The 25237-nt window shown below is 62.0% G+C and carries 23 protein-coding genes; 20 read left to right on the top strand and 3 right to left on the bottom strand.

From position 1 onward, the window contains the following. Positions 1 to 15 precede the first annotated feature (15 nt). Entirely contained in the window at positions 16 to 1314 is a 1299-nt protein-coding gene (gene argA, locus GEV38_RS26240; RefSeq protein ID WP_013974710.1) for an amino-acid N-acetyltransferase, read from the top strand. 151 nt (positions 1315 to 1465) lie between these two features. Here the strand turns inward: argA and GEV38_RS26235 are convergent, their stop codons facing one another. Both GEV38_RS26235 and GEV38_RS26230 read right to left on the bottom strand, forming a co-directional pair. Next, positions 1466 to 2842 (bottom strand): glutamine synthetase family protein, encoded by a 1377-nt coding sequence (locus GEV38_RS26235; protein ID WP_015272222.1) that lies wholly within the window; start codon positions 2840 to 2842, stop codon positions 1466 to 1468. Between the two features lie 272 nt (positions 2843 to 3114). Further along, positions 3115 to 3375, bottom strand: coding sequence for a hypothetical protein (locus GEV38_RS26230; protein ID WP_015272221.1), 261 nt, complete (start codon positions 3373 to 3375; stop codon positions 3115 to 3117). 41 nt (positions 3376 to 3416) lie between these two features. Between GEV38_RS26230 and GEV38_RS26225 the strand changes: the two genes are divergently transcribed. The 7 genes from GEV38_RS26225 (at position 3417) to GEV38_RS26195 (ending at position 11725) form a co-directional block, all read left to right on the top strand. Further along, the gene (locus tag GEV38_RS26225; RefSeq protein WP_013974708.1) at positions 3417 to 4775 is read left to right on the top strand and encodes a glutamine synthetase family protein; all 1359 of its coding nucleotides are present in this window, start codon (positions 3417 to 3419) and stop codon (positions 4773 to 4775) included. Positions 4776 to 4821: 46 nt separating this feature from the next. Further along, complete coding sequence (locus GEV38_RS26220) at positions 4822 to 6183, top strand: aspartate aminotransferase family protein (protein WP_015272220.1); 1362 nt, start codon at positions 4822 to 4824, stop codon at positions 6181 to 6183. A 170-nt stretch (positions 6184 to 6353) separates the two neighbouring features. After that, positions 6354 to 7451 (top strand): polyamine ABC transporter substrate-binding protein, encoded by a 1098-nt coding sequence (locus GEV38_RS26215; RefSeq protein WP_054573418.1) that lies wholly within the window; start codon positions 6354 to 6356, stop codon positions 7449 to 7451. A gap of 158 nt (positions 7452 to 7609) precedes the next feature. Next, on the top strand, positions 7610 to 8704 hold the full coding sequence (locus GEV38_RS26210; RefSeq protein ID WP_015272218.1) for a polyamine ABC transporter substrate-binding protein: 1095 nt from the start codon (positions 7610 to 7612) through the stop codon (positions 8702 to 8704). Between the two features lie 71 nt (positions 8705 to 8775). Then, positions 8776 to 9918 carry a polyamine ABC transporter ATP-binding protein gene (potA, locus tag GEV38_RS26205; protein ID WP_013974704.1) on the top strand — a complete coding sequence of 381 codons (1143 nt, stop codon included), beginning with the start codon at positions 8776 to 8778 and terminating at the stop codon, positions 9916 to 9918. Further along, on the top strand, positions 9915 to 10835 hold the full coding sequence (locus GEV38_RS26200; RefSeq protein WP_015272217.1) for an ABC transporter permease subunit: 921 nt from the start codon (positions 9915 to 9917) through the stop codon (positions 10833 to 10835). The genes potA and GEV38_RS26200 overlap by 4 nt, the downstream gene beginning before the upstream one ends. Further along, complete coding sequence (locus GEV38_RS26195) at positions 10832 to 11725, top strand: ABC transporter permease subunit (protein ID WP_003258560.1); 894 nt, start codon at positions 10832 to 10834, stop codon at positions 11723 to 11725. The genes GEV38_RS26200 and GEV38_RS26195 overlap by 4 nt, the downstream gene beginning before the upstream one ends. Before the next feature lie 106 nt (positions 11726 to 11831). On the opposite strand, the gene GEV38_RS26190 is transcribed toward GEV38_RS26195, so the two are convergent. Beyond that, on the bottom strand, positions 11832 to 12287 hold the full coding sequence (locus tag GEV38_RS26190; RefSeq protein ID WP_054573417.1) for a transposase: 456 nt from the start codon (positions 12285 to 12287) through the stop codon (positions 11832 to 11834). A gap of 443 nt (positions 12288 to 12730) precedes the next feature. Between GEV38_RS26190 and GEV38_RS26185 the strand changes: the two genes are divergently transcribed. The 12 genes from GEV38_RS26185 to GEV38_RS26130 all read left to right on the top strand — a co-directional run bounded on the left by GEV38_RS26185 (position 12731) and on the right by GEV38_RS26130 (position 25133). Further along, complete coding sequence (locus GEV38_RS26185) at positions 12731 to 13009, top strand: DUF3077 domain-containing protein (RefSeq protein ID WP_054573416.1); 279 nt, start codon at positions 12731 to 12733, stop codon at positions 13007 to 13009. Between the two features lie 209 nt (positions 13010 to 13218). After that, on the top strand, positions 13219 to 14307 hold the full coding sequence (locus GEV38_RS26180) for an efflux RND transporter periplasmic adaptor subunit (RefSeq protein WP_015272214.1): 1089 nt from the start codon (positions 13219 to 13221) through the stop codon (positions 14305 to 14307). Next, positions 14304 to 15371, top strand: coding sequence for an efflux RND transporter periplasmic adaptor subunit (locus GEV38_RS26175; RefSeq protein WP_013974699.1), 1068 nt, complete (start codon positions 14304 to 14306; stop codon positions 15369 to 15371). The genes GEV38_RS26180 and GEV38_RS26175 overlap by 4 nt, the downstream gene beginning before the upstream one ends. After that, positions 15368 to 18424, top strand: coding sequence for an efflux RND transporter permease subunit (locus GEV38_RS26170; protein ID WP_054573415.1), 3057 nt, complete (start codon positions 15368 to 15370; stop codon positions 18422 to 18424). The genes GEV38_RS26175 and GEV38_RS26170 overlap by 4 nt, the downstream gene beginning before the upstream one ends. A 257-nt stretch (positions 18425 to 18681) precedes the next feature. Continuing rightward, positions 18682 to 18864, top strand: a complete 183-nt coding sequence (oscA, locus tag GEV38_RS26165; protein WP_003258557.1) for a sulfur starvation response protein OscA — start codon at positions 18682 to 18684, stop codon at positions 18862 to 18864. A gap of 49 nt (positions 18865 to 18913) precedes the next feature. Continuing rightward, positions 18914 to 19921 carry a sulfate ABC transporter substrate-binding protein gene (locus tag GEV38_RS26160; protein ID WP_061304717.1) on the top strand — a complete coding sequence of 336 codons (1008 nt, stop codon included), beginning with the start codon at positions 18914 to 18916 and terminating at the stop codon, positions 19919 to 19921. A 184-nt stretch (positions 19922 to 20105) separates the two neighbouring features. After that, a complete protein-coding gene (gene cysT / locus GEV38_RS26155; RefSeq protein WP_013974695.1) occupies positions 20106 to 20924 on the top strand; it encodes a sulfate ABC transporter permease subunit CysT in 819 nt (272 codons plus the stop codon). Positions 20925 to 20935: 11 nt separating this feature from the next. Then, positions 20936 to 21808, top strand: a complete 873-nt coding sequence (gene cysW, locus GEV38_RS26150; protein WP_015272212.1) for a sulfate ABC transporter permease subunit CysW — start codon at positions 20936 to 20938, stop codon at positions 21806 to 21808. A gap of 3 nt (positions 21809 to 21811) precedes the next feature. Next, a complete protein-coding gene (locus tag GEV38_RS26145) occupies positions 21812 to 22801 on the top strand; it encodes a sulfate/molybdate ABC transporter ATP-binding protein (RefSeq protein ID WP_013974693.1) in 990 nt (329 codons plus the stop codon). A gap of 387 nt (positions 22802 to 23188) precedes the next feature. Beyond that, positions 23189 to 23980 (top strand): energy transducer TonB, encoded by a 792-nt coding sequence (locus GEV38_RS26140; protein WP_015272211.1) that lies wholly within the window; start codon positions 23189 to 23191, stop codon positions 23978 to 23980. 30 nt (positions 23981 to 24010) lie between these two features. Further along, positions 24011 to 24730 (top strand): MotA/TolQ/ExbB proton channel family protein, encoded by a 720-nt coding sequence (locus tag GEV38_RS26135; protein WP_054573413.1) that lies wholly within the window; start codon positions 24011 to 24013, stop codon positions 24728 to 24730. 1 nt (position 24731) lies between these two features. Then, positions 24732 to 25133, top strand: coding sequence for a biopolymer transporter ExbD (locus GEV38_RS26130; RefSeq protein ID WP_054573412.1), 402 nt, complete (start codon positions 24732 to 24734; stop codon positions 25131 to 25133). Positions 25134 to 25237: the final 104 nt, after the last annotated feature.

Raw genomic sequence — 25237 nt, 5'->3', positions numbered from 1 at the left:
TCCACAGGCCCTGTCATGCCCGACTACGTCAACTGGCTGCGTCATGCCTCCCCGTATATCAATGCCCATCGCGACTGCACCTTCGTGGTCATGCTCCCTGGCGATGGGGTGGAACACCCTAATTTCGGCAACATCGTCCACGACCTGGTGCTGCTGCACAGCCTGGGCGTGCGCCTGGTGCTGGTGCATGGCTCGCGCCCGCAGATCGAAAGCCGCCTGGCTGATCGCGGCCTGACCCCGCACTACCACCGTGGCCTGCGCATCACCGATGCCGCCACCCTGGATTGCGTGATCGATGCCGTCGGCGCCCTGCGCCTGGCCATCGAGGCACGCCTGTCGATGGACATCGCCGCTTCGCCGATGCAGGGTTCGCGCCTGCGCGTGGCGTCCGGCAACCTGGTCACGGCGCGGCCGATCGGTGTGCTCGAAGGCGTGGACTACCACCACACCGGCGAAGTGCGCCGGGTCGACCGCAAGGGCATCAGCCGCCTGCTCGACGAGCGCTCCATCGTGCTGTTGTCACCGCTGGGCTACTCGCCCACGGGGGAAATCTTCAACCTGGCCTGCGAAGACGTGGCCACCCGCGCCGCCATTGAACTGGGTGCCGACAAGCTGCTGCTGTTCGGTGCCGAGCCGGGCTTGCTGGATGCCGATGGCAAGCTGGTGCGTGAGCTGCGCCCACAGCAGGTTGCCCCGCATCTGCAGCGCCTGGGCAGCGATTACCAGGGAGAATTGCTGGATGCCGCGGCCGAAGCCTGCAAAGGCGGCGTGGCGCGCAGCCATATCGTCAGCTATGCCGAGGACGGCGCCTTGCTGACCGAGCTGTTCACCCGTGGCGGTGGCGGCACGCTGGTGTCGCAGGAGCAGTTCGAAGTGGTACGCGAGGCGACCATCGAGGACGTGGGCGGTTTGCTGGAGCTGATCAGCCCGCTGGAAGAGCAGGGCATCCTGGTACGCCGTTCGCGTGAGGTGCTGGAGCGGGAGATCGAGCAGTTCAGCGTGGTCGAGCGCGAAGGCATGATCATCGCCTGTGCGGCGTTGTACCCGATTGCCGACTCCGATGCCGGCGAGCTGGCGTGCCTGGCGGTGAACCCGGAGTACCGCCATGGCGGGCGTGGCGACGAGCTGCTGGAGCGCATCGAAAGCCGGGCGCGACAGTTGGGGCTGAACACCTTGTTCGTGCTGACGACGCGTACCGCGCACTGGTTCCGCGAACGCGGGTTTGCGCCGAGTGGGGTCGAGCGACTGCCAGCGGCGCGGGCTTCGCTGTACAACTACCAGCGTAATTCGAAGATCTTCGAGAAGCCCTTGTAAACCTGTACTGGCCTCTTCGCGGGTGAACCCGCTCCCACAGGATCTTCACCGGACCTGAGGCCGGCGCGGTCCCTGTGGGAGCGGGTTTACCCGCGAAGCAGGCGACACCGATCTCGAACAAAAACGCCGCCCTTGTGGGCGGCGTTTTCGTTTACACGGTATGCAGGTACCAGTTGTACTCGAGGTCGGAGATCGAGTGCTCGAACTCCTCCAGCTCGCTCTCCTTGCACGCGACGAAGATGTCGATGTACTTCGGATCGATGTACTTGTTCAGGATCTCGCTGTCGTCCAGCTCGCGCAGGGCATCGCGCAGGTTGTTCGGCAGGCTCTGCTCCAACTGCTCGTACGAGTTGCCTTCGATCGGCTCACCCGGCTCGACCTTGTTGGTCAGGCCATGGTGCACGCCGGCCAGTACGGCGGCCATCATCAGGTACGGGTTGGCGTCGGCACCGGCCACGCGGTGCTCGATGCGCACGGCGTCCGGCGAACCGGTCGGCACGCGCAGGGCCACGGTGCGGTTGTCCAGGCCCCAGCTTGGCGCGTTCGGTACATAGAACTGCGCGCCGAAGCGGCGGTACGAGTTGACGTTCGGGCAAAGGAACGCCATGGACGCGGGCAGGGTCTCGAGCACACCGCCGACAGCGTGACGTAGCGCGGCGTTCTGCTCGGGATCCTCGCTGGTGAAGATGTTGTTGCCATCTTTGTCCAGCACGGAAATGTGTACATGCAGGCCGTTGCCTGCCTGGCCCGGGTAGGGCTTGGCCATGAAGGTGGTGTCCATTTCATGGTCGTAGGCGATGTTCTTGATCAACCGCTTGAGCAGTACCGCGTAATCGCAGGCCTTGAGCGGGTCGGCCACGTGGTGCAGGTTGACTTCGAACTGCGCTGGGGCGCTTTCCTTGACGATGGCGTCGGCCGGGATGCCTTGCTCCTTCGCGCCTTCCAGGATGTCCTGCAGGCAGTCGGCGTATTCGTCGAGGTCGTCGATCAGGTACACCTGGGTCGACTGCGGGCGCTTGCCCGAAATTGGCGAGCGCGGCGGCTGCGGGCGGCCGTTCACGTTCTCCTGGTCGATCAGGTAGAACTCCAGCTCGAACGCGGCGCAGATGGTCAGGCCCATCTCGGTGAACTTGTCGACCACCTGGCGCAGCACTTCACGCGGGTCGGCAAAAAACGGCTCACCTTCGAGCTCGTGCATGGTCATCAGCAGCTGGGCGGTCGGGCGCTTCTGCCAGGGTTCGTTGGAGAGGGTGCCGGGGATCGGGTAGCAGATGCGGTCAGCATCGCCGATGTCCAGGCCCAGCCCGGTGCTTTCGACGGTGGAACCGTTGATGTCCAGGGCGAAGAGGGAGGCAGGCAGGTTGATGCCTTTCTCGTAAACCTTGTGGAGGCTGGTGCGCTCTATGCGCTTGCCACGCACCACACCATTCATATCTGCAATCAGAAGGTCAACGTAGAGAACCTCAGGATGTTCCTTAAGGAACGCGTTCGCTTCGTTAAGCTGAACGGCACGCGGGGGTACCGACATGATGCAACACCTTTGTTGTTAAAAATATCAATCAAGGGGGGCTTGCAAGACCAGTCAATCGAAAAGACAAACTGATGTCAAGCCAACCCCATGATGCCCTGAAATGGCACATCGACGGCAGATTTGCTGCATATCGGGGCAAGCCATTATCCGCTATTTCTCTCGCAAAGGGCTATCTCCGACCAACCGTGTTTTATTTTTTACGGAGGTGTTGTGTAAAAAAATGAACAAGGCTAAGCTCGGTCTCAACCCAGAACACAATAATACGAGGGTCACATGGTCCGCTTGCCGAGACCTGAAAGCACTGCCTGCGCAGTGCCATCGGGTACATCCGTCATTTTTGCAAGCTTCGTCAATGGCGTGGCCGCCCTGGCCGCAATAATTGACGTTTGGTGCTCCCGGACCTGCCCTCGCAGCGGCTTGCCGCCCTTCGTTTCGTCTTCCTGCCTTTCGAACTCATTACGGACACACTTGTTTTCAGTGTATCCACTGCGGCTCTGCGCGGGGGTTTTTGCTTTAGCAATGTACTCCATCCAGAATCAGTGCGCGGACCACCTTACCTCCTGAGGTATTTATGAGTAACAACCTCGACCAGCTCACCGATTGGTTGAAAGAGCACAAGATCACCGAAGTCGAATGCATGATCAGTGACCTGACCGGCATCACGCGCGGCAAGATTTCGCCTACCAACAAGTTCATCGCCGAAAAAGGCATGCGCCTGCCTGAGAGCGTGCTGCTGCAGACCGTGACCGGCGACTACGTCGACGACGACATCTATTACGAACTGCTGGACCCGGCGGACATCGACATGATCTGCCGCCCCGACGAGAACGCCGTGTTCCTGGTGCCATGGGCCATCGAGCCGACCGCCCAGGTGATTCACGACACCTACGACAAGAAGGGCAACCCGGTCGAACTGTCGCCGCGCAACGTGCTGAAGAAAGTCCTCAAGCTATACGCCGACAAGGGCTGGCAGCCGATCGTCGCGCCGGAGATGGAGTTCTACCTGACCAAGCGCAGCGAAGACCCGGACTTCCCGCTGCAGCCCCCGGTAGGCCGTTCGGGCCGGCCGGAAACCGGCCGCCAGTCGTTCTCGATCGAAGCCGCCAACGAATTCGACCCGCTGTTCGAAGACGTCTACGACTGGTGCGAACTGCAGCAGCTGGACCTCGACACGCTGATCCATGAAGACGGCACGGCGCAGATGGAGATCAACTTCCGTCATGGCAACGCTCTGCACCTGGCCGACCAGATCCTGGTGTTCAAGCGCACCATGCGCGAGGCCGCGCTCAAGCACAATGTGGCCGCCACTTTCATGGCCAAGCCCATGACCGGTGAGCCAGGCAGTGCCATGCACCTGCACCAGAGCGTGGTCGACGTGGCCACCGGCAAGAACATCTTCAGCAACGACGACGGCAGCATGAGCGAACTGTTCCTGCACCACATCGGTGGCCTGCAGAAGTTCATCCCCGAGGCATTGCCGCTGTTCGCCCCCAACGTCAACTCGTTCCGCCGCTTCCTGCCCGACACCTCGGCGCCGGTGAACGTGGAATGGGGCGAGGAAAACCGTACCGTCGGCCTGCGCGTGCCGGACGCCGGCCCGCAAAGCCGCCGGGTCGAGAACCGCCTGCCAGGCGCCGACGCCAACCCTTACCTGGCCATCGCCGCCAGCCTGCTGTGTGGCTACATCGGCATGGTCGAAGGCATCGACGCCAGCGCGCCGGTGCAGGGCCGTGGCTACGAACGCCGCAACCTGCGCCTGCCACTGACCATCGAAGATGCCCTGGAACGCATGGAAAACAGCCGTGCACTGGTGCAGTACCTGGGCAAGAAGTTCATCACCGGCTACGTCGCCACCAAGCGCGCCGAGCACGAGAACTTCAAGCGAGTCATCAGTTCCTGGGAGCGTGAGTTCCTGCTGTTTGCTGTCTGATCAACTTGGTGCCGCAGGACGCGGCTGTCGAACAACGGAGAAGCACATGAGCGTCAACAACCCGCAAACCCGTGAATGGCAAACCCTGAGCGGGGAGCATCACCTCGCGCCCTTCAGTGACTACAAGCAGCTGAAGGAGAAGGGGCCGCGCATCATCACCAAGGCCCAGGGTGTGCATTTGTGGGATAGCGAGGGGCACAAGATCCTCGACGGCATGGCTGGCCTGTGGTGCGTGGCTGTGGGCTATGGCCGTGAAGAACTGGTGCAGGCGGCAGAAAAGCAGATGCGCGAGCTGCCGTACTACAACCTGTTCTTCCAGACTGCCCACCCGCCTGCGCTGGAACTGGCCAAGGCGATCTCCGACGTGGCGCCGCAAGGCATGACCCATGTGTTCTTCACCGGCTCCGGCTCCGAAGGCAACGACACCGTGCTGCGCATGGTCCGCCATTACTGGGCGCTGAAAGGCAAGCCACAGAAGCAGACCATCATCGGCCGCATCAACGGCTACCACGGCTCCACCGTGGCTGGTGCCAGCCTGGGTGGCATGAGCGGCATGCACGAGCAGGGCGGCCTGCCGATTCCTGGCATCGTGCATATCCCACAGCCTTACTGGTTCGGCGAAGGCGGCGACATGACCCCGGATGAGTTCGGGGTGTGGGCGGCCGAGCAGCTGGAGCAGAAAATCCTCGAAGTCGGCGAAGACAACGTCGCCGCCTTCATCGCCGAGCCGATCCAGGGTGCCGGCGGCGTGATCATCCCGCCGGAAACCTACTGGCCGAAGGTCAAGGAGATCCTCGCCAAGTACGAAATCCTGTTCGTTGCCGACGAAGTGATCTGCGGTTTCGGCCGCACCGGCGAGTGGTTCGGCTCCGACTACTACGACCTCAAGCCCGACCTGATGACCATCGCCAAGGGCCTGACTTCCGGTTACATCCCCATGGGCGGTGTGATCGTGCGTGACACCGTGGCCCAGGTACTCAGCGAAGGCGGCGACTTCAACCACGGCTTCACCTACTCCGGCCACCCGGTAGCGGCGGCGGTGGGCCTGGAAAACCTGCGCATCCTGCGCGACGAGAAAATCGTCGAGAAGGCGCGCACCGAAGCGGCACCTTATTTGCAAAAGCGTTTGCGTGAGCTGCAGGACCACCCTCTGGTGGGCGAGGTACGCGGCCTGGGCCTGCTCGGCGCGATCGAGCTGGTCAAGGACAAGGCCACCCGCAGCCGTTACGAAGGCAAGGGCGTGGGCATGATCTGCCGCACCTTCTGCTTCGAAAACGGCCTGATCATGCGTGCGGTGGGTGACACCATGATCATTGCGCCGCCGCTGGTGATCAGCCATGCAGAGATCGACGAACTGGTGGAAAAGGCACGCAAATGCCTGGACCTGACGCTCGAAGCGATTCGTTGACAGTTTGCTAGGCTAGCGATGTGACATTAAGTCGTTACAAGGCCCTGCTTTCCTTGATACAGAGCCTTGTAACTTGCCAGACTAGCGACTGTTTCAGTCGCCGCGCGCTCTGCACCGTAGGTCCTGGCTGCTGAACAGATGGCTAAATAAAAAATTCTGGAGCATTACGCATGAATAAATTGGGCAAGACGTTGCTGGCCACCGCCCTGATGGGTGCCATGGCTACCGCTGTTCAGGCTGAAGACAAGGTGTTGAACGTCTACAACTGGTCGGACTACATCGCTCCGGACACCATCGCCAAGTTCGAGAAACAGTCGGGCATCAAGGTCAAGTACGACGTATTCGACAGCAACGAAACCCTCGAGGCCAAACTGCTGGCCGGCAAGTCCGGCTACGACATCGTAGTGCCGTCCAACAACTTCCTGGCCAAGCAGATCAAGGCTGGCGTGTATGAGGAACTGGACCGCTCCAAGTTGCCGAACTGGAAAAACCTCGACCCTGACCTGCTCAAGGCCGTTGGCGATGCCAGCGACAAGGACAACAAGCACGCCATCCCGTACATGTGGGGCTCGATCGGTATCGGCTACAACCCGGAGAAGGTCAAGGCCGCGCTGGGCGTGGACAAGATCGACTCGTGGGACGTGGTGTTCAAGCCTGAGAACATCGCCAAGCTCAAGAGCTGCGGCGTGAGCTTCCTCGATGCCCCGACCGAAATGCTCCCGGCTGCTCTGCACTACCTGGGCCTGCCGACCGACAGTACCAAGAAGGAAGACCTGAAGGCCGCCGAGGACCTGTTCCTCAAGATCCGTCCTTCGATCACCTACTTCCACTCGTCCAAGTACATCGGCGACATGGCCAACGGCAACATCTGCGTAGCTGTCGGTTACTCGGGTGACCTGGAGCAGTCCAAGGCCCGTGCCCACGAAGCTGGCGACAAGGTCAAGGTGGACTACGTCATTCCGAAGGAAGGTGCCGGTACCTTCTACGACATGGTCGCCATCCCCAAGGATGCCGAGCATAAAGACGCTGCCTACCAGTTCATGAACTTCCTGATGCAGCCGGAAATCATGGCCGAGATCACCAACGCCGTGCGCTTCCCGAACGGCAACGCTGCCGCCACCCAGTTCGTGGACAAGGAAATCACCAGCGATCCGAGCATCTATCCACCAGCTGAAGTGAAGAAGCAGCTGTACGCGATCGCTGCGCCTGAAGCTTCTGCCCAGCGTGTGATCACCCGCAGCTGGACCAAGATCAAGTCGGGCAAATAAGCCCGATGCGGTACCTCTGGGTCGGGGAGTCCCGGCCCAGAGCCAGTGAAAGGCAATTGATGATTGCGGCATCGAAGCTGCGAAGGTAAGTTGCGCGCCGGTTTTGCGTGTGCGGCAGCATTGTCGCTACCCAGGCACTGATTGTGAGGACCACCCACTTGTCCATTTCTGTATTCCGCAAGGCCTTGATGGCTGGAGCGGGCCTGACGCTGGCATGCAGCGTCCAAGCGGCGCCTACGGTGCACTTCTACAACTGGTCCGACTACATCGGCCCGACCACACTCGCGGACTTCGAGAAAGCCACAGGCATCAAGCCCGTGCAAGATGTGTTCGATTCCAACGAAACTCTGGAAGGCAAGCTGCTGGCCGGCAATACCGGCTATGACGTGGTAGTGCCGTCCAACCATTTCCTCGGCAAGCAGATCAAGGCGGGCGCATTCCAGAAGCTCGACAAGAACCTGCTGCCCAATTATTCCAACCTGGACCCGGCGCTGATGAAGCGCCTGGAAAGGAACGACCCGGGCAACCAGTACGCCGTGCCTTACCTGTGGGGCACCAACGGCATCGGTTACAACGTCGACAAGGTGAAGGCCGCGCTGGGCGTGGACACCATCGACTCCTGGGCAGTGCTGTTCGAGCCCGAGAACATGAAGAAGCTCGCCAAGTGCGGCGTGGCCTTCCTCGACTCGGCGGACGAAATGCTGCCGGCGGTGCTCAACTACATGGGGCTGGACCCTAACAGCACCAATGCCAAGGACTACCAGGCCGCCGAGAAGAAACTGCTGGCGGTACGCCCGTACGTGACCTACTTCCACTCGTCCAAGTACATCACCGACCTGGCCAACGGCGACATCTGCGTCGCGGCAGGTTTCTCAGGTGATGTGTTCCAGGCCAAGACCCGCGCCGAAGAAGCGAAGAAGGGCGTGAACCTGGCCTACGCCATTCCCAAGGAAGGCGGCAACCTCTGGTTCGACGTGCTGGCGATTCCCAAGGACGCCAAGAACGTCAAAGAGGCGCATGCCTTCATCAACTATTTGCTGAAGCCTGAGGTTATCGCCCAGGTCAGTGATTACGTCGGTTACGCCAACCCGAACCCCAAGGCTGGCGACCTGATGGACCAGGCCGTGAGGACTGACGCCGCGGTTTACCCACCGCAGGAAGTGCTGAACAAGATGTTCGTGAATTCAGAGTTGCCACCCAAGGTGCAACGGCTGATGACCCGTAGCTGGACCAAGGTCAAGTCGGGCAAGTAAAAATCCAGGCCCGTGGCGGCACCTGTAGCACAGGGCTCGCGGGCACAAAAATCTTGTTGGGAGTTTCACTCATGGCAGTTGCCTCCGGTGCCTATAAAAAAGCCCTCGAGGGTGGCCAGCAACCCAAGCAGGTGCTGGTCAAGATCGACCGGGTCACGAAAAAGTTCGACGAAACGGTAGCCGTGGACGATGTGTCCCTGGAAATCCGCAAGGGCGAGATCTTCGCCCTGCTGGGGGGCTCCGGTTCCGGCAAGTCCACCTTGCTGCGCATGCTGGCCGGCTTCGAACGCCCGACCGAAGGGCGGATCTTCCTCGATGGCGTCGACATCACCGACATGCCGCCCTACGAGCGGCCGATCAATATGATGTTCCAGTCCTACGCGCTGTTCCCGCACATGACCGTGGCGCAGAACATCGCCTTCGGTCTGCAGCAGGACAAGATGCCCAAGGCCGAGATCGACGCCCGCGTGGCCGAGATGCTCAAGCTGGTGCACATGACCCAGTACGCCAAGCGCAAGCCGCACCAGCTGTCCGGCGGCCAGCGCCAGCGCGTGGCACTGGCCCGCTCGCTGGCCAAGCGCCCCAAGCTGCTGCTGCTCGACGAGCCGATGGGTGCACTGGACAAGAAACTGCGTTCGCAGATGCAGCTGGAACTGGTGGAGATCATCGAGCGCGTTGGCGTGACCTGCGTGATGGTGACCCACGACCAGGAAGAGGCCATGACCATGGCCCAGCGCATCGCCATCATGCACCTGGGCTGGATCGCCCAGATCGGCTCGCCGGTGGACATCTACGAGACGCCTACCAGCCGCCTGGTGTGCGAATTCATCGGCAACGTCAACCTGTTCGAAGGTGAAGTGGTCGACGACGCCGAAGGCCACGCGATCATTGCCAGCCCGGAGCTGGAGCGCAAGATCTATGTCGGCCACGGCATCACCACGTCGGTGGAAGACAAGCACATCACCTACGCCCTGCGCCCGGAAAAGATGCTGGTCACCACCCAGCAACCGACCTGCGAGCACAACTGGTCGCGCGGCAAGGTTCACGACATTGCCTACCTGGGTGGCCACTCGGTGTTCTACGTCGAGTTGCCGAGCGGCAAGGTCGTCCAGTCGTTCGTCGCCAACGCCGAGCGCCAGGGCACCCGCCCGACCTGGGGCGATGAAGTGTACGTGTGGTGGGAAGACGACAGCGGCGTGGTACTGCGGTCATGAAACTGCGCAAGCTCAAGCGAGCCTTCCAGCGTATTACCCCGGAGGGGCGGCACCTGGTGATCGGCGTGCCGTTCATCTGGCTGTTCCTGTTCTTCATGCTGCCGTTCTTCATCGTGCTGAAGATCAGCTTCGCCGAAGCCGACGTGGCGATCCCGCCGTATACCGAGATCTACAGCTACGTCGAAGACAAGGTCCAGCTGGTGCTCAACCTGGCCAACTATGGCCTGTTGACCGAGGATGAGCTGTATATCTCGGCCTACCTGGGCTCGCTGAAGATGGCCTTCTTCAGCACCCTGCTGTGCCTGTTGATCGGCTACCCGATGGCCTATGCCATTGCCAACGCCAAGAAGGAAACCCAGACGGTCCTGCTGTTGCTGATCATGATGCCGACCTGGACCGCGATCCTGATCCGCGTCTATGCCTGGATGGGCATTCTCAGCAACAACGGCCTGCTCAACGGCTTCCTGCTGTGGACCGGGTTGATCGACCAGCCGCTGCAAATCCTCAACACCAACCTGGCGGTGTACATCGGCGTGGTCTATTCGTACCTGCCGTTCATGATCCTGCCGCTGTTCGCCAACTTGGTGAAGCACGACCCGAGCCTGCTCGAGGCCGCTTCGGACCTGGGTTCGAGCACCTTCAACAGCTTCTGGAAGATCACCGTACCACTGTCGAAGAACGGCATCATCGCCGGCTGCATGCTGGTGTTCATCCCGGTGGTGGGCGAGTTCGTGATTCCTGAACTGCTTGGCGGCCCGGAAACCCTGATGATCGGCAAGGTGCTGTGGCAAGAGTTCTTCAACAACCGTGACTGGCCGGTGGCCTCTGCGCTGGCGGTGGTCATGCTGGCGATCCTGATCGTGCCGATCCTGCTGTTCAACCGCAGCCAGGCCAAAGAAATGGAGGGCAGGGCATGAAGCGCTTCAGTTTCTCCAAGCTGATGCTGGTGCTCGGCTTGCTGTTCATCTACCTGCCGATGCTGATCCTGGTGATCTACTCGTTCAACGCCTCCAAGCTGGTGACGGTGTGGGGTGGCTGGTCGGTGAAGTGGTACGTCGGCCTGCTCGACAACACCCAGTTGATGGGGTCGGTGATGCGTTCGCTGGAAATCGCCTGCTACACGGCGGTGGCGGCGGTGGCGCTGGGTACCTTGGCGGCGTTCGTGCTGACCCGGGTTACCCGCTTCAAGGGACGCACGCTGTTCGGTGGCCTGGTCACCGCGCCGTTGGTAATGCCCGAGGTGATCACCGGCCTGTCGCTGTTGCTGCTGTTCGTGGCCATGGCGCAGATGATCGGTTGGCCGCAGGAGCGTGGCATCGTCACCATCTGGATCGCCCATACCACGTTCTGTGCCGCGTATGTGGCGGTGGTGGTGTCGGCACGCCTGCGGGAGCTGGACCTGTCGATCGAGGAAGCGGCGATGGACCTGGGTGCCAAGCCGTGGAAGGTGTTCTTCCTGATCACCATCCCGATGATTGCGCCATCGCTGGCGGCGGGCGGCATGATGTCGTTCGCCCTGTCGCTGGATGACCTGGTACTGGCCAGCTTCGTCTCCGGCCCTGGTTCGACCACCTTGCCGATGGAAGTGTTCTCGGCGGTGCGCCTGGGCGTGAAGCCGGAGATCAACGCCGTGGCCAGCCTGATCCTGCTGTCGGTGTCGCTGGTGACCTTCTTCGTCTGGTACTTCAGCCGCCAAGCGGAAGAGCGCCGGCGCAAGGCGATACAGCAGGCGATCGAAGAGGGCGCTGCGGCGAATGCTTCGCAGCCACAGGTGAAGCGCCCGGCGCAGGTTGCGGCGTCGGCCTGATCTGGCCCTTTCGCGGGCTCGCCCGCTCCCACAGGGATCACCACAAGCCTGAAGGCTGTGATGTCCTTGTGGGAGCGGGCAAGCCCGCGAAGGCCCCAACGCCGACTCAAAGCCATACCGCATCCCAGTGTGGATAGTCCCTGACACTCCTGACCAATCCTGCTCTCAGAGGATTGGCAACAATGTACCGGGCTACATGCACCACACACTCTTCCCGCCGCAGCGCATGGTCATGGTAACCGGGTTGCCAGATCGGTTTGTGCCTGACACCTGCCTTGCGTAACGCAATGGCTGTGCGTGATTTGAACTTGCGCATCAACGTTCCCAATGCCACTTCCTTCAGCTCGACCAGCCAGTGCAGGTGGTCCGGCATCACTACCCAGGCCAGGGAATGGCAATCCTGAATGTCATTTGAAACCCGCAGATGTTTGACCACCAGGCGAGCATTGTCGAAGTCATGGAACAGTGGTTTTCGTTGGTGGGTGATGGTGGTCAGCAGGTAGAGCCTGCCTGGCTCGGAGTAGCGCCCACGACGCAGTCGGTGGGATTCGGCTAATGGCATTGTGATCTTCCTTGAAATTGAACCTCCTTTTGAAAGGTAGTGGCTGAAGCGGGGGGACCGGGTGGCTGATGGTTTCTGAATATGGCAGAAGCTCATGCATTGCTGTGCCGGCCTCTTCGCGGGCATGCCCGCGAAGAGGCCCTGAAGGCGTACGACTTTTCATCAACTCAAACCAAAGGCTTCAGCTGGATCGGCTTGGGAATTATCCTACGAGCCGTGTGGAAGCTGCTCTGTTGTAGGGGAAATGCCCTAGGGATAACGTCGTCGGGACTGGGTGTGAGAACCCAACGATATAGTGCTTTCGTCATGGCAACCGTGCGCGGGCAGACTTACGTCTGGCTGCGTTCCTATATCCGCGGTTTCTCACCTCGCGTACGGTTGCCGCCCTGATCCGTGAGAAAGATGCAGGTGGCAACTCCTTGTCCAGATATAGGAGATCCACCATGACCAATTCTGCTCCAGGCACTTCCCATCCATCACACAGCAGCACCGTCGGCCGCGAAACCTGCATGGACCTGTTCCGCGTCCAGGCCAACATCCCCTTCAACCATGCCTTCTCCGAACTCTCCGTAATGCTCGGTTGCATCAATCACCTGACGACCGAAGCCGAGATGGAAAATGACCGGCTGGCCGGTAGTGCCGCGAGAATTCTCAGTGGCTTTGCAAAAGCACTGATCGATGACATCGAACTGGGACTGAACAAGGCTTCAGTTCAGCTCTGACCTTCACCCTTTCGCGGGCACGCCCGCTCCCACAGGTACAGCGCACGCTTGAGGCTGGCGACCATCCTGTGGGAGCGGGCGTGCCCGCGAAGAGGCCCGCGCAGGCGCCGAAAATGCCAGCTTGATCGCGGTTAGTGCCGTTTATCGAACCCTGAACTACGCTGACAGTCGCATTCCACGAATCATTTGCGCGCAAGCAAGGAGCCTGCATGACGTTGATACGTCCGCTGTTGGTCGTCTGCCTGGGGCTTGTGTCCCTGCTGTCGGGCTGTAGTAAGGAAGAAACCACCGAAACACTGCCACGCGTAGGCGTGCAACAGGTATCACCCACCGATTTCGCTGCCAGGGTCACCCTGACTGGCGATGTGCAGGCGCGGGTGCAGACCGACCTGTCGTTCCGGGTGGGCGGCAAGATCATTTCGCGCAGTGTCGATGTCGGCGACCACGTAAAGGCCAACCAGGTGTTGGCGCGGCTGGACCCGAAAGACCTGCAGAACAATGTCGACTCGGCCAAGGCCGAGGTGTTCGCCGCGCAGGCGCGGGTCACCCAGACCAGTGCCGCGTTCGTGCGCCAGCAAAAGCTGTTGCCCAAGGGCTACACCAGCCAGAGCGAATACGATTCCGCCGAAGCCGCGCTGCGCAGCAACCAGAGCGCGCTCAAGGCCGCGCAAGCGCAATTGGCCAATGCCAACGAACAACTGAGCTATACCGCGCTGGTCTCCGAGGCCGATGGGGTCATCACCGAGCGCCAGGCCGAGGTCGGCCAGGTGGTTCAAGCGACCATGCCAATCTTCAGCCTGGCCACCGATGGCGACCGTGATGCCGTGTTCAATGTCTACGAATCGCTGCTGGTGGCCCCGCCCAGCGACGCTGGAGTGATCGTCAGCCTGCTGGACGACCCCAAGGTTCAGGCCCGTGGCTTCGTGCGCGAAATCACCCCTACGGTGTCCGCGCAAAGCGGCACGGTACAGGTCAAGGTCGGGCTGAGGGATGTGCCGCCAGGGATGCAACTGGGTGCACCGGTGACGGCCACCACCAATGCCCAGGGCCGACCAAGTATCGAGCTGCCATGGTCGGCACTGACCAAGGCCCTGCATGAGCCTGCCGTCTGGGTAGTGGGCGAGGGTGACAAGGTAGAGCTGCGCAAGGTCGAGGTCAGCCGTTACCTCACCGGCAGGATCGTGGTCGCCAGTGGCCTGAAAGGCGGCGAGACCGTGGTGGTCAATGGCGGGCAGTTGCTGCACCCCGGCATGCAGGTACTGAAGGTCGATGCCAAGGCCAAAGGGGGTGAGCTATGAAGCGCCTGCTGCTGATGCTGTCGGCCGGCGTGCTGTTGGCCGGCTGCAGTAGCGAGGATGAAGTGCCGGAGCCGATTCGGCCGGTGCTGTCGGTCAAGGTCGAACCCCAGGTGCAGTCGCAGCTGGGCCGCTTCGCCGGCAGTATCCAGGCACGTTTCGAAAGCACCTTGGGCTTCCGGGTATCCGGGCGTATTGCCCGGCGCTGGCTGGATGTGGGCGCCCAGGTGAAACCGGGCGACACCCTGGCCACCCTCGACCCGACCGACCAGCAGAACCAGCTTCGTGCCGCCGAGGGCGACCTGGCCAAGGTGCAGGCGCAGTGGATCAACGCCCAGGCCGATGCCCGCCGCCAACAACAGCTGTACGACCGTGGCGTAGGCGCCCAGGCCCAGCTGGATATCGCTCAGACCAATCTGAAAACCACCAGTGCGGCGTTGGAGCAGGCGCGCTCTGCGCTCAGCCAGGCGCGTGACCAGCTCGATTACAGTACCCTGCGCACCGACCACGCCGCGGTAATCACTGCCTGGCAGGCTGAAGCCGGGCAAACCGTCACCGCTGGCCAGGCCGTGGTAACCCTGGCCAGACCGGATGTGAAGGAAGCGGTGATCGACCTGCCGATCGGCCTGGCCGAGCAGTTGAGCAAAGGCCTGACCTTCACCGTTGCTTCGCAGCTGGACCCGACCATCAACACCACCGCCAGCCTGCGGGAACTGGAACCCCAGGCCGACGCCACCACGCGCACCCGCCGTGCGCGCCTGACCCTGGCCAGCACCCCGGCGGCCTTCCACCTGGGCACCGCCATCAGCGTGACCCTGAGTTCGGAGGTGTCGCCGCGCAGCGAACTGCCCTTGAGTGCCTTGCTCGAGCGCGACGGCAAGACCCAGGTATGGGTGATCGATACGCAACAGAAGACCGTGGCCACTCGTGATGTGGCCCTGATCGGTCGAACCGCCGACAGCATCGTCCTGACCTCGGGCGTACAGCCCGGCGAGCGGGTGGTGACTGCGGGCGTGAACAGCCTCAAGCCTGGCCAGAAGGTCACCTTCGACGAGGATGCGCAATGAAAGGAAGCTTCAACCTGTCCGACTGGGCGCTCAAGCATCAATCGTTCGTCTGGTACCTGATGTTCGTTGCCCTGTTGATGGGGATTTTCTCCTACTTCAACCTGGGCCGTGAGGAAGACCCGTCGTTCACCATCAAGACCATGGTCATCCAGACCCGCTGGCCCGGCGCTACCCAGGACGAAACCCTGTACCAGGTCACCGACCGTATCGAGAAGAAGCTCGAGGAACTCGACTCCCTCGACTACACCAAAAGCTACACCCGCCCCGGCGAATCCACGGTCTACGTGTACCTGCGCGACACCACCAAGGCCAAGGACATCCCGGAAATCTGGTACCAGGTGCGCAAGAAGATCCAGGACATTCGCGGTGAATTCCCTGCAGGCATCCAGGGGCCCGGGTTCAACGATGAATTCGGCGATGTGTTCGGTTCTATCTATGCCTTCACTGCCGACGGCCTGACCCTGCGCCAGCTGCGCGACTACGTGGAGCAGGCGCGGGCCGAAGTGCGCGATGTGCCCAACATCGGCAAGATCGAGCTGATCGGCACCCAGGACGAAGTGCTGTACCTGAACTTCTCCACCCGCAAGCTGGCAGCCTTGGGCATCGACCAGCGCCAGGTCATGCAGGCCCTGCAATCGCAAAACGCCGTGACCCCTGCCGGTGTGATCGAGGCAGGGCCTGAACGTATCTCGGTGCGTACCTCCGGGCAGTTCACCTCGGAAAAGGACCTGGAAACCGTCAACCTGAAGATCAACGACCGCTTCTTCCGCCTGGCAGACATCGCCGATATCGAGCGCGGCTACGTCGACCCTCCTTCGCCGATGTTCCGCTACAACGGCCAGACGGCGCTGGGCCTGGCCATCGGCATGAAGGCCGGCGGCAATATCCAGGTGTTCGGCGCGGCGCTGAAAAAGCGCATGGACCAGGTGGTCGAAGACCTGCCGGTGGGCGTCGGGGTGCACACTGTTTCCGACCAGGCCGTGGTGGTCAAGCAAGCGGTCGGCGGCTTTACCAGTGCGCTGTTCGAGGCGGTGGTGATCGTGCTGGCGGTGAGCTTCGTCAGCCTCGGCGTGCGTGCCGGGCTGGTGGTGGCCTGCTCGATCCCGCTGGTGCTGGCCATGGTGTTCGTGTTCATGGAGTACAGCGGTATCACCATGCAGCGGATTTCGCTGGGGGCGCTGATCATCGCCCTGGGCCTGCTGGTGGATGATGCGATGATCACTGTGGAAGTGATGGTCACACGGCTGGAAATGGGCGAAAGCAAGGAGCAGGCGGCGACTTTTGCCTATACCTCCACAGCCTTCCCCATGCTCACCGGCACCCTGGTGACTGTGGCCGGTTTCGTGCCGATCGGCCTCAACGCCAGTTCGGCGGGTGAATACACCTACACGCTGTTTGCGGTAATTGCCGTGGCACTGATGGTGTCGTGGGTGGTGGCGGTATTCTTCGCCCCGGTGTTAGGCGTGCACATCCTCAGCAGTGCCAAGCTCAAGCACCATGAAGCCGAGCCCGGGCGCGTCGGCCGGGCCTTCGAGCATGGTTTGTTGTGGTGCATGCGCAACCGCTGGCTGACCATCATCGGCACCGTGGTGCTGTTCGCCCTGGCGATCTTCTGCGAACGCTTCGTGCAGAACCAGTTCTTCCCGTCCTCTGACCGCCCGGAAATCCTCGTCGACCTCAACCTGCCGCAGAACGCCTCGATCGAGGAGACGCGCAAGGTGGTCGACCGTTTCGAGGCGCGGATCAAGGACGACCCGGACCTGGTGCACTGGAGTACCTATATCGGCCAGGGCGCGATCCGCTTCTACCTGCCCCTCGACCAGCAGTTGCAGAACCCGTACTACGCGCAGCTGGTGATCGTCAGCAAGGGCTTCGAAGAACGCCAGGCCATGATGGAGCGCCTGCAGAAGATCCTGCATGAAGAATTCGTTGGCGTCGGCACCAACGTGCAATCGCTGGAAATGGGCCCACCGGTGGGCCGACCGATCCAGTATCGGGTAAGCGGTGCCAATATCGACGAGGTTCGCAAGCACGCCATCGAGCTGGCCACCTTGCTCGACCAGAACGAGCACATCGGCGAGATGATCTACGACTGGAACGAGCCGGGTAAGGTGCTGCGCGTGGAAATCGCCCAGGACAAGGCGCGCCAGCTGGGCCTGTCGTCGGAGGACGTGGCCAATGTGATGAACAGCATCGTCAGCGGCGTGCAGATCACCCAGGTCAACGACAACATCTACCTGGTCGACGTGGTCGCCCGTGCCGAGGACAGCGAGCGTGGCTCGCCGGATACCTTGCAGAACCTGCAGATCCTGACACCCAACGGCACTTCGATCCCGCTGCTTGCGTTCGCTACTGTGCGCTACGAGCTGGAGCAGCCGCTTGTGTGGCGTCGTGACCGCAAGCCGACCATCACCATCAAGGCATCGGTCAACGGTGACATCCAGCCCACCGACCTGGTGGCCCAGCTGAAGCCGAAGATCGACGAGTTCGCCAGCAAGTTGCCGGTGGGCTTCGAAGTGGCCACCGGCGGCACGGTGGAGGAGAGCGCCAAGGCGCAGGGGCCGATCCGCAAGGTCATCCCGCTGATGCTGTTCCTGATGGCGACGTTCCTGATGATCCAGCTGCACAGCGTGCAGAAGCTGTTCCTGGTGGTCAGCGTGGCGCCGCTGGGGTTGATTGGCGTGATCATTGCGCTGGTGCCCACAGGTACGCCCATGGGCTTCGTGGCGATTCTCGGCATTCTCGCGCTGGCGGGCATCATCATTCGTAACTCGGTGATCCTGGTGACCCAGATCGACGAGTTCGAAGCCCAGGGCTTGTCGCCGTGGGATGCGGTGGTGGAGGCAACCAACCACCGGCGCCGGCCGATTCTGCTGACCGCGGCGGCGGCGAGCCTGGGCATGATCCCGATTGCCCGCGAAGTGTTCTGGGGGCCGATGGCCTACGCCATGATTGGCGGGATCATCGTGGCGACCCTGCTGACGCTGCTGTTCCTGCCGGCCTTGTATGTGGCCTGGTACAAGATCCGCGAGCCACAGAAGAAACCCTCCTGACCACGCATCCCCTTGTAGGAGCAGCCTCGTGCTGCGAAGAGGCCGGTAAATTCATCATCAAATGCTGATGGGATTGCCGGCCTCTTCGCAGCACGAGGCTGCTCCTACAAGGGAAATGCGGTGCTTGAAAAATGGTTATATAAACATTCTCAAACAGTATTTTTAAGAATAATCCCGCCTCACTACTATTGCCCTCAAGCCAGGCGCAAATCCCCTTCAAACCTCAGCCCGGCACCCTCACTCCAAGGAGAACGAGCATGAGTGCATCTCTGCGTAGCATCGACGGTCAGGACGAAGCCACCATTCTGCGGGAAATCCAGAGCGCTCTGCGCGACCTGCGATTCGGTGCGGTGGAGATCACCGTGCACAACGCTCAGGTCGTACAGATCGAGCGCAAGGAGAAGTTCCGCCTACAGCAGCCCGGCAACAAGACCGGCTGATCGCACCACACATTCAAAAACTAGAAAAATGCCAATCGGGAGCTTCACCATGTCCATCCGCCGTTATGCGCTTGCCGCCCTGGCCAGTGCTGTTTTTGCCGGTTCCGCCATCGCCAAGGACTACGAACTGCTGAACGTGTCCTACGACCCGACCCGCGAGCTGTACCAGCAGTACAACGCCGAGTTCATCAAGCACTGGCAGCAGGCCCACCCGGGCGACAAGGTGAAGATCCAGCAATCCCACGGCGGTTCGGGCAAGCAGGCCCGTGCGGTGATCGATGGCCTGCGTGCCGACGTGGTGACCCTGGCCCTGGCCGGCGACATCGATGAAGTCGCCAAGCTCGGCAAGACCCTGCCAGACAACTGGCAGACCCGCCTGCCGGATGCCAGCACCCCGTACACCTCGACTATCGTGTTCCTGGTGCGCAAGGGCAACCCTAAAGGCATCAAGGACTGGGGCGACCTGATCAAGAAGGATGTGTCGGTCATCACCCCCAACCCGAAAACCTCCGGCGGCGCCCGCTGGAACTTCCTGGCGGCCTGGGCCTATGGCCTGAAGGCCGGCGGTAGCGAAGAAAAGGCCAAGGAGTACGTGCAGGAGCTGTTCAAGCACGTCCCGGTGCTGGATACCGGCGCCCGTGGCTCGACCATCACCTTCGTCAATAACGGCCAGGGCGATGTGCTGCTGGCCTGGGAAAACGAAGCCTTCCTGGCGCTGAAGGAAGACGGTGGCGCCGACAAGTTCGAGATCATCGTGCCTTCGCTGTCGATCCTCGCCGAACCGCCGGTGGCGGTGGTGGACAAGAACGCCGAGAAGAAGGGCAATACCGAGATTGCCACCGAATACCTCAAGCACCTGTACAGCCCGGCCGGGCAGAAGATCGCAGCCGAGAACTTCTACCGCCCGCGTGACGAGAAGGTCGCTGCCGAGTTTGGCAAGCAGTTCCCGAAACTGGACCTGGTGACCATCGACAAGGACTTTGGTGGCTGGAAGACTGCACAGCCGAAATTCTTCAATGATGGCGGTGTGTTCGACCAGATCTATCAGGCACAGTAGGGGCCAAGGAAAAGCGGGGCCGCCATGCGGCCCATCGCGACACAAGGCCGCTCCTACAGAGGTACGCGCACCCCTGTAGGAGCGGCCTTGCGTCGCGATGGGCTGCAAAGCAGCCCCAGGATTTCAGAAGCTAGCACCAGCCCGGGATCGTTCCCGGGCCAAGTGCGTTCAACCAGGGATATTTATGTCACGCCGCATTTCCCCCGTCATACCCGGCTTCGGGCTGACGCTGGGCTACACCTTGGTGTACCTCAGCCTGATCGTGCTGATACCGCTGGCCGCCATGTTCGTGCATGCCGCGCAGCTTACCTGGGAGCAGTTCTGGAACATCATCAGTGCACCGCGGGTGATCGCCGCGCTCAAGCTGAGTTTCGGCACCGCCCTGTTCGCCGCCATCATCAACGGAGTGATCGGCACCCTGCTGGCCTGGGTGCTGGTGCGCTACACCTTCCCCGGGCGCAAGATCATCGATGCGATGATCGACCTGCCGTTCGCCCTGCCCACGGCTGTAGCCGGTATCGCCCTGACCGCCCTGTACGCGCCCTCGGGCTGGGTCGGCCAGTTCGCCACCGACCTGGGCTTCAAGATCGCCTACACCCCACTGGGCATCACCCTGGCGCTGACCTTCGTCACCCTGCCGTTCGTGGTGCGTACGGTGCAGCCGGTGCTGGCCGACATTCCGCGTGAAGTGGAGGAGGCCGCTGCCTGCCTGGGCGCCAAGCCGCTGCAGGTGTTCCGCCATGTGCTGGCGCCAGCGCTGCTGCCTGCCTGGCTGACAGGTTTTGCCCTGGCCTTCGCCCGCGGCGTGGGCGAGTATGGTTCGGTGATCTTCATTGCCGGCAACATGCCGATGAAGACCGAGATCCTGCCGCTGCTGATCATGGTCAAGCTCGACCAGTATGACTACACCGGCGCGACCGCCATCGGCGTGCTGATGCTGGTGGTTTCCTTCATCCTGCTGCTGCTGATCAACCTGCTGCAGCGCCGCATCGAAACCCCTTGAAGGAGGCCGGCATGTCCAGTTCATCCCTGAATGCAACCGCCGCCGCCAACGCTGCCCGCCGGGGCAGCGCCACTTCGCGGCGTATCCTGATCGGCCTTGGCTGGCTGGTGTTCGCGCTGTTCCTGCTGCTGCCACTGGTGATCGTGGTGTCGCAGGCGCTGAAGAACGGCTTTGGCACCTTCTTCGAGGCGATCTTCGAGCCTGACGCATTGTCGGCGCTGAAGCTGACCCTGCTCGCCGTGGCCATTTCGGTGCCGCTGAACCTGGTGTTCGGTGTCAGCGCCGCCTGGTGCGTGAGCAAGTACACCTTCCGTGGCAAGAGTATCCTGGTCACCCTGATCGATCTGCCGTTCTCGGTATCGCCGGTGATCGCCGGCCTGGTCTACGTGCTGATGTTCGGCGCTCAAGGCCTGTTCGGGCCATGGCTGCAGGACCACGATATCCAGATCGTGTTCGCCCTGCCGGGCATCGTCCTGGCCACCATCTTCGTCACCGTACCGTTCGTGGCCCGTGAGCTGATCCCGCTGATGCAGGAGCAGGGCACGCAGGAAGAGGAGGCCGCGCGCTTGCTCGGCGCCAATGGCTGGCAGATGTTCTGGCACGTGACCCTGCCGAACATCAAATGGGGCCTGATCTACGGGGTGGTGCTGTGCACCGCGCGGGCCATGGGCGAGTTTGGCGCGGTGTCGGTGGTGTCCGGCCACATTCGCGGCGTGACCAACACCTTGCCGCTGCACGTGGAGATCCTCTACAACGAGTACAACCATGTCGCGGCCTTCAGCGTGGCCAGCCTGTTGCTGATCCTGGCGCTCTTCATCCTGCTGCTCAAGCAGTGGAGCGAGAACCGTATTAACCGCCTGCGCCACAGCGCCGCGGAGGAATGATTCATGTCGATCGAAGTTCGTAACGTCAGCAAGCGCTTCAACAGCTTCCAGGCCCTGGACAACATCAACCTGGACATCAACAGCGGCGAGCTGGTGGCCCTGCTCGGCCCTTCCGGCTGCGGCAAGACCACGTTGCTGCGCATCATCGCCGGCCTGGAAACCCCCGACCAGGGCAATATCGTGTTCCATGGCGAGGACGTGTCCGGCCATGACGTGCGCGACCGCAACGTCGGTTTCGTGTTCCAGCACTACGCGTTGTTCCGCCACATGAGTGTGTTCGACAACGTTGCCTTCGGCCTGCGCATGAAGCCCAAGGGCGAGCGCCCGAGCGAGAGCAAGATAGCCGAGAAGGTGCATGAACTGCTGAACATGGTGCAGCTGGACTGGCTGTCCGACCGCTACCCCGAGCAGTTGTCCGGTGGCCAGCGCCAGCGTATCGCCCTGGCCCGTGCGCTGGCGGTGGAACCCAAGGTGCTGCTGCTGGACGAGCCTTTCGGTGCGCTGGATGCCAAGGTGCGCAAGGAGCTGCGCCGCTGGCTGGCGCGCCTGCACGAGGACATCAACCTGACGTCGGTGTTCGTCACCCACGACCAGGAAGAAGCCATGGAGGTGGCTGACCGCATCGTGGTGATGAACAAGGGCGTGATCGAGCAGATCGGCTCGCCGGGCGAGGTGTACGAGCACCCGGCCAACGATTTCGTCTACCACTTCCTCGGTGATTCCAACCGCCTGGCCCTGAGCGAAGGGCATCATGTGCTGTTCCGCCCGCACGAAGTGTCGCTGTCGCGGCATGAGACCGAAGGGCACCATGCGGCCGAGGTGCGCGACATCCGGCCGTTGGGCGCGACCACGCGGGTGACCTTGAAGGTGGAGGGGCAGAGCGAGCTGATCGAGGCCGAAGTGGTCAAGGACCATGACAGCCTGACCGGGTTGGCGCGTGGGGAGACATTGTTCTTCCGGCCGAAGGTTTGGCAGAAGGTGGCGGATATCTGAGTCGCCTTTGATGATGAAAAAGCCCAGGGTTGGTCCTGGGCTTTTTTATGCCTGATGGATTGCCGGGGCTGCTTTGCAGCCCATCGCCGGCAAGCCAGCTCCCACATTGACCGCGTAACACCGTTCCCTGTGGGAGCTGGCTTGCCGGCGATCGAGGGCGCAGCCCTCGCGGCAATCTCATGCCTTACGCGAATATTTCGCATGCCGGCAATGCATGATTGAAAACCCGCCCGGCCACAGCCCGCGAATTCCGCGGCTTTGCCACAATCCTTCAAAAACTATATTCAGTAAAGTTCTAATCATAATTTTAAACATTACTTTAAGTGATAAGCCCCTGGCCCCGATGATTCAGCCACACACCTGAATCGAGTCCCAGGAGTTTGATCAATGGGTAATGTCCAGTCGGCCGTCAGGGCCTACGACCAGCCATGGCGCCCGGCCCCGGGTGACCTGGTCGACCTTGGACGCACGCTTCGCCTCCCGCTTGGCCAGCTGCGCTTGCAACGCACGCCTGTCAGTGGGCTCAAGCGCCGCGACAAGCTGGTGCTGGGCCTGCTGGTGCTGGCCCTGCATGGCGCAGCAGCGTATTGGGTCAACCAGGCACCAACGCCCGAGCTGCCGGTGGTGCCACCGCAAGTACCGCCGATGACCATCGAGTTCGCCGCGCCAGCACCGCCTGTAGTCGAACCACCGCCACCAGCCCCGGCACCGCCGGTGGTCCAGTCGCCACCGCCGGCCGTGGTCGACGAACTGGCCGCCAAGCCCAAACCCAAGCCAAAGCCCGTGCCCAAGCCGGTGGTCAAGCAACAGCCCAAACCTCAGCCCAAGCCGGTCGAAGCACCGCCGCCAGCCCCTGTGGCCGCTCCGGCCCCGCCAGCACCACCCGCGCCGGCCCCGGTCACCCCGGCATCGGCCAACGCGGCGTACCTGAAGAACCCGGCGCCGGAGTACCCGCAGATGGCCCAGCGCCGCGGTTGGGAAGGCACCGTGCTGCTGCGCGTCGAGGTGCTGCCCAGCGGCAAGCCCGGACAGATCCAGATCCAGAAGAGCAGCGGCCGTGATGCCCTCGACGCTGCCGCACTGGCCGCGGTCAAGCGCTGGAGTTTCGTGCCTGCCAAGCAGGGTGACGTGGCCCAGACCGGCTGGGTCAGCGTGCCGATTGATTTCAAGCTTCGCTAACTTTTTCGCAGAACACAGGAAGACATCATCATGAGCCTGCTGGCATCCCCCCTCCAATCCGTTGAAAGCGCAGTCATCTGGCTGCTGGTCGGTTTTTCTGTCGTCACCTGGGGCCTGGCCCTGGTCAAGGTCGTGCAGTTCGTGCGGCTGAAGAACCAGGACAAACGCTTCCACCAGCAATTCTGGGCCGCCTCGAGCCTGGACTCGGCTGCCGAGCCCAGCCACCACCTGCCAGGCCCTGTCGCCCGTGTTGCCCAGGCCGGTTATGCCGCCATCGCAGTCGGTGACAGCCAGGCCAATGACCTGAGCCACGCCATCAACCACCAGGACCGCCTGGAGCGCGCCCTGCGCCAGCAGATCGTGCGTGAGCGCCGTTCGCTGGAAACCGGCCTGGCGGTGGTCGCCAGTATTGGCAGTACCTCGCCCTTCATCGGCCTGTTCGGCACCGTCTGGGGCATCATGGAAGCGCTCAAGGGCATCAGCGCGGCTGGTTCCGCCAGCCTGGAAACCGTGGCCGGGCCGATTGGCGCGGCACTGGTGGACACCGGCGTGGGTATCGCCGTCGCGGTGCCGGCGGTGCTGGTCTACAACTACTTCCTGCGCCGCCTCAAGCTAACCGCCGCCGACCTCGATGACTTCGCCCACGACTTCTACAGCCTGGCGCAGAAGAGTGCTTTCCGCGTGCTGGTGCACCCGGCCGTGCACAGGCCCCAGGCCGGTTTCACCCAACCGGTGAAGGAGGCGTCCTGACATGGCCTTTTCGACCCAGGACAGCGACGAAGTCCTCAGTGAAATCAACGTCACGCCGTTGGTGGACGTCATGCTGGTGCTGCTGGTGGTGTTCATCGTCACCGCGCCGCTGCTGACCAATGCCATCCCCATCAACCTGCCCAAGACCGAGGCTGTGGCCCCGGTGGAGCAGAAGGACCCGCTGGTGGTCAGCATTGATGGTGACGGCAAGTTGTTCATCAACAAGGACGAGATCCAGCCAGACCTGCTGGAAACCAGCCTCAAGGCTGCCAAGGACAAGGACGGGGAGCTGCGCGTACAGCTGCAGGCCGATGACGGCGTGAACTACGGCGAAGTGGCGCGGGCCATGGCGGCTATCGAACGTGCCGGGATCAGCAAGCTGGCGGTGATTACCGCGCGCTGAACCCGTCAACTTTCTTCAGGCAAGTGCTTAGGGGCCATATCTCTTGGCAGGGGATGGCTCCTTTTTTTTGCGTGATCCCTGTGGGAGCGGGCGTGCCCGCGAAC

Origin of the sequence: Pseudomonas sp. 13159349 (assembly GCF_013305685.1) — a bacterium.
GTDB classification, from domain to species: Bacteria; Pseudomonadota; Gammaproteobacteria; order Pseudomonadales; family Pseudomonadaceae; genus Aquipseudomonas; species Aquipseudomonas asiatica.
The sequence above is the reverse complement of the archived record's forward strand: the minus strand, read 5'-3'. Positions and strand labels throughout refer to the sequence as shown.

What these genes read in the sequence shown, in the direction of transcription:
- potA (WP_013974704.1), top strand. Translation starts at nt 8,776, where the DNA reads ATGGCAGTTGCCTCCGGTGCCTATAAAAAAGCCCTCGAGGGTGGCCAG.
- argA (WP_013974710.1), top strand. Translation starts at nt 16, where the DNA reads ATGCCCGACTACGTCAACTGGCTGCGTCATGCCTCCCCGTATATCAAT.
- GEV38_RS26185 (WP_054573416.1), top strand. Translation starts at nt 12,731, where the DNA reads ATGACCAATTCTGCTCCAGGCACTTCCCATCCATCACACAGCAGCACC.
- GEV38_RS26180 (WP_015272214.1), top strand. Translation starts at nt 13,219, where the DNA reads ATGACGTTGATACGTCCGCTGTTGGTCGTCTGCCTGGGGCTTGTGTCC.
- GEV38_RS26170 (WP_054573415.1), top strand. Translation starts at nt 15,368, where the DNA reads ATGAAAGGAAGCTTCAACCTGTCCGACTGGGCGCTCAAGCATCAATCG.
- GEV38_RS26230 (WP_015272221.1), bottom strand. Translation starts at nt 3,375, where the DNA reads ATGGAGTACATTGCTAAAGCAAAAACCCCCGCGCAGAGCCGCAGTGGA.
- GEV38_RS26195 (WP_003258560.1), top strand. Translation starts at nt 10,832, where the DNA reads ATGAAGCGCTTCAGTTTCTCCAAGCTGATGCTGGTGCTCGGCTTGCTG.
- GEV38_RS26190 (WP_054573417.1), bottom strand. Translation starts at nt 12,287, where the DNA reads ATGCCATTAGCCGAATCCCACCGACTGCGTCGTGGGCGCTACTCCGAG.
- GEV38_RS26140 (WP_015272211.1), top strand. Translation starts at nt 23,189, where the DNA reads ATGGGTAATGTCCAGTCGGCCGTCAGGGCCTACGACCAGCCATGGCGC.
- oscA (WP_003258557.1), top strand. Translation starts at nt 18,682, where the DNA reads ATGAGTGCATCTCTGCGTAGCATCGACGGTCAGGACGAAGCCACCATT.
- GEV38_RS26145 (WP_013974693.1), top strand. Translation starts at nt 21,812, where the DNA reads ATGTCGATCGAAGTTCGTAACGTCAGCAAGCGCTTCAACAGCTTCCAG.
- cysT (WP_013974695.1), top strand. Translation starts at nt 20,106, where the DNA reads ATGTCACGCCGCATTTCCCCCGTCATACCCGGCTTCGGGCTGACGCTG.
- GEV38_RS26220 (WP_015272220.1), top strand. Translation starts at nt 4,822, where the DNA reads ATGAGCGTCAACAACCCGCAAACCCGTGAATGGCAAACCCTGAGCGGG.
- GEV38_RS26130 (WP_054573412.1), top strand. Translation starts at nt 24,732, where the DNA reads ATGGCCTTTTCGACCCAGGACAGCGACGAAGTCCTCAGTGAAATCAAC.
- GEV38_RS26135 (WP_054573413.1), top strand. Translation starts at nt 24,011, where the DNA reads ATGAGCCTGCTGGCATCCCCCCTCCAATCCGTTGAAAGCGCAGTCATC.
- GEV38_RS26200 (WP_015272217.1), top strand. Translation starts at nt 9,915, where the DNA reads ATGAAACTGCGCAAGCTCAAGCGAGCCTTCCAGCGTATTACCCCGGAG.
- cysW (WP_015272212.1), top strand. Translation starts at nt 20,936, where the DNA reads ATGTCCAGTTCATCCCTGAATGCAACCGCCGCCGCCAACGCTGCCCGC.
- GEV38_RS26175 (WP_013974699.1), top strand. Translation starts at nt 14,304, where the DNA reads ATGAAGCGCCTGCTGCTGATGCTGTCGGCCGGCGTGCTGTTGGCCGGC.
- GEV38_RS26235 (WP_015272222.1), bottom strand. Translation starts at nt 2,842, where the DNA reads ATGTCGGTACCCCCGCGTGCCGTTCAGCTTAACGAAGCGAACGCGTTC.
- GEV38_RS26225 (WP_013974708.1), top strand. Translation starts at nt 3,417, where the DNA reads ATGAGTAACAACCTCGACCAGCTCACCGATTGGTTGAAAGAGCACAAG.
- GEV38_RS26215 (WP_054573418.1), top strand. Translation starts at nt 6,354, where the DNA reads ATGAATAAATTGGGCAAGACGTTGCTGGCCACCGCCCTGATGGGTGCC.
- GEV38_RS26160 (WP_061304717.1), top strand. Translation starts at nt 18,914, where the DNA reads ATGTCCATCCGCCGTTATGCGCTTGCCGCCCTGGCCAGTGCTGTTTTT.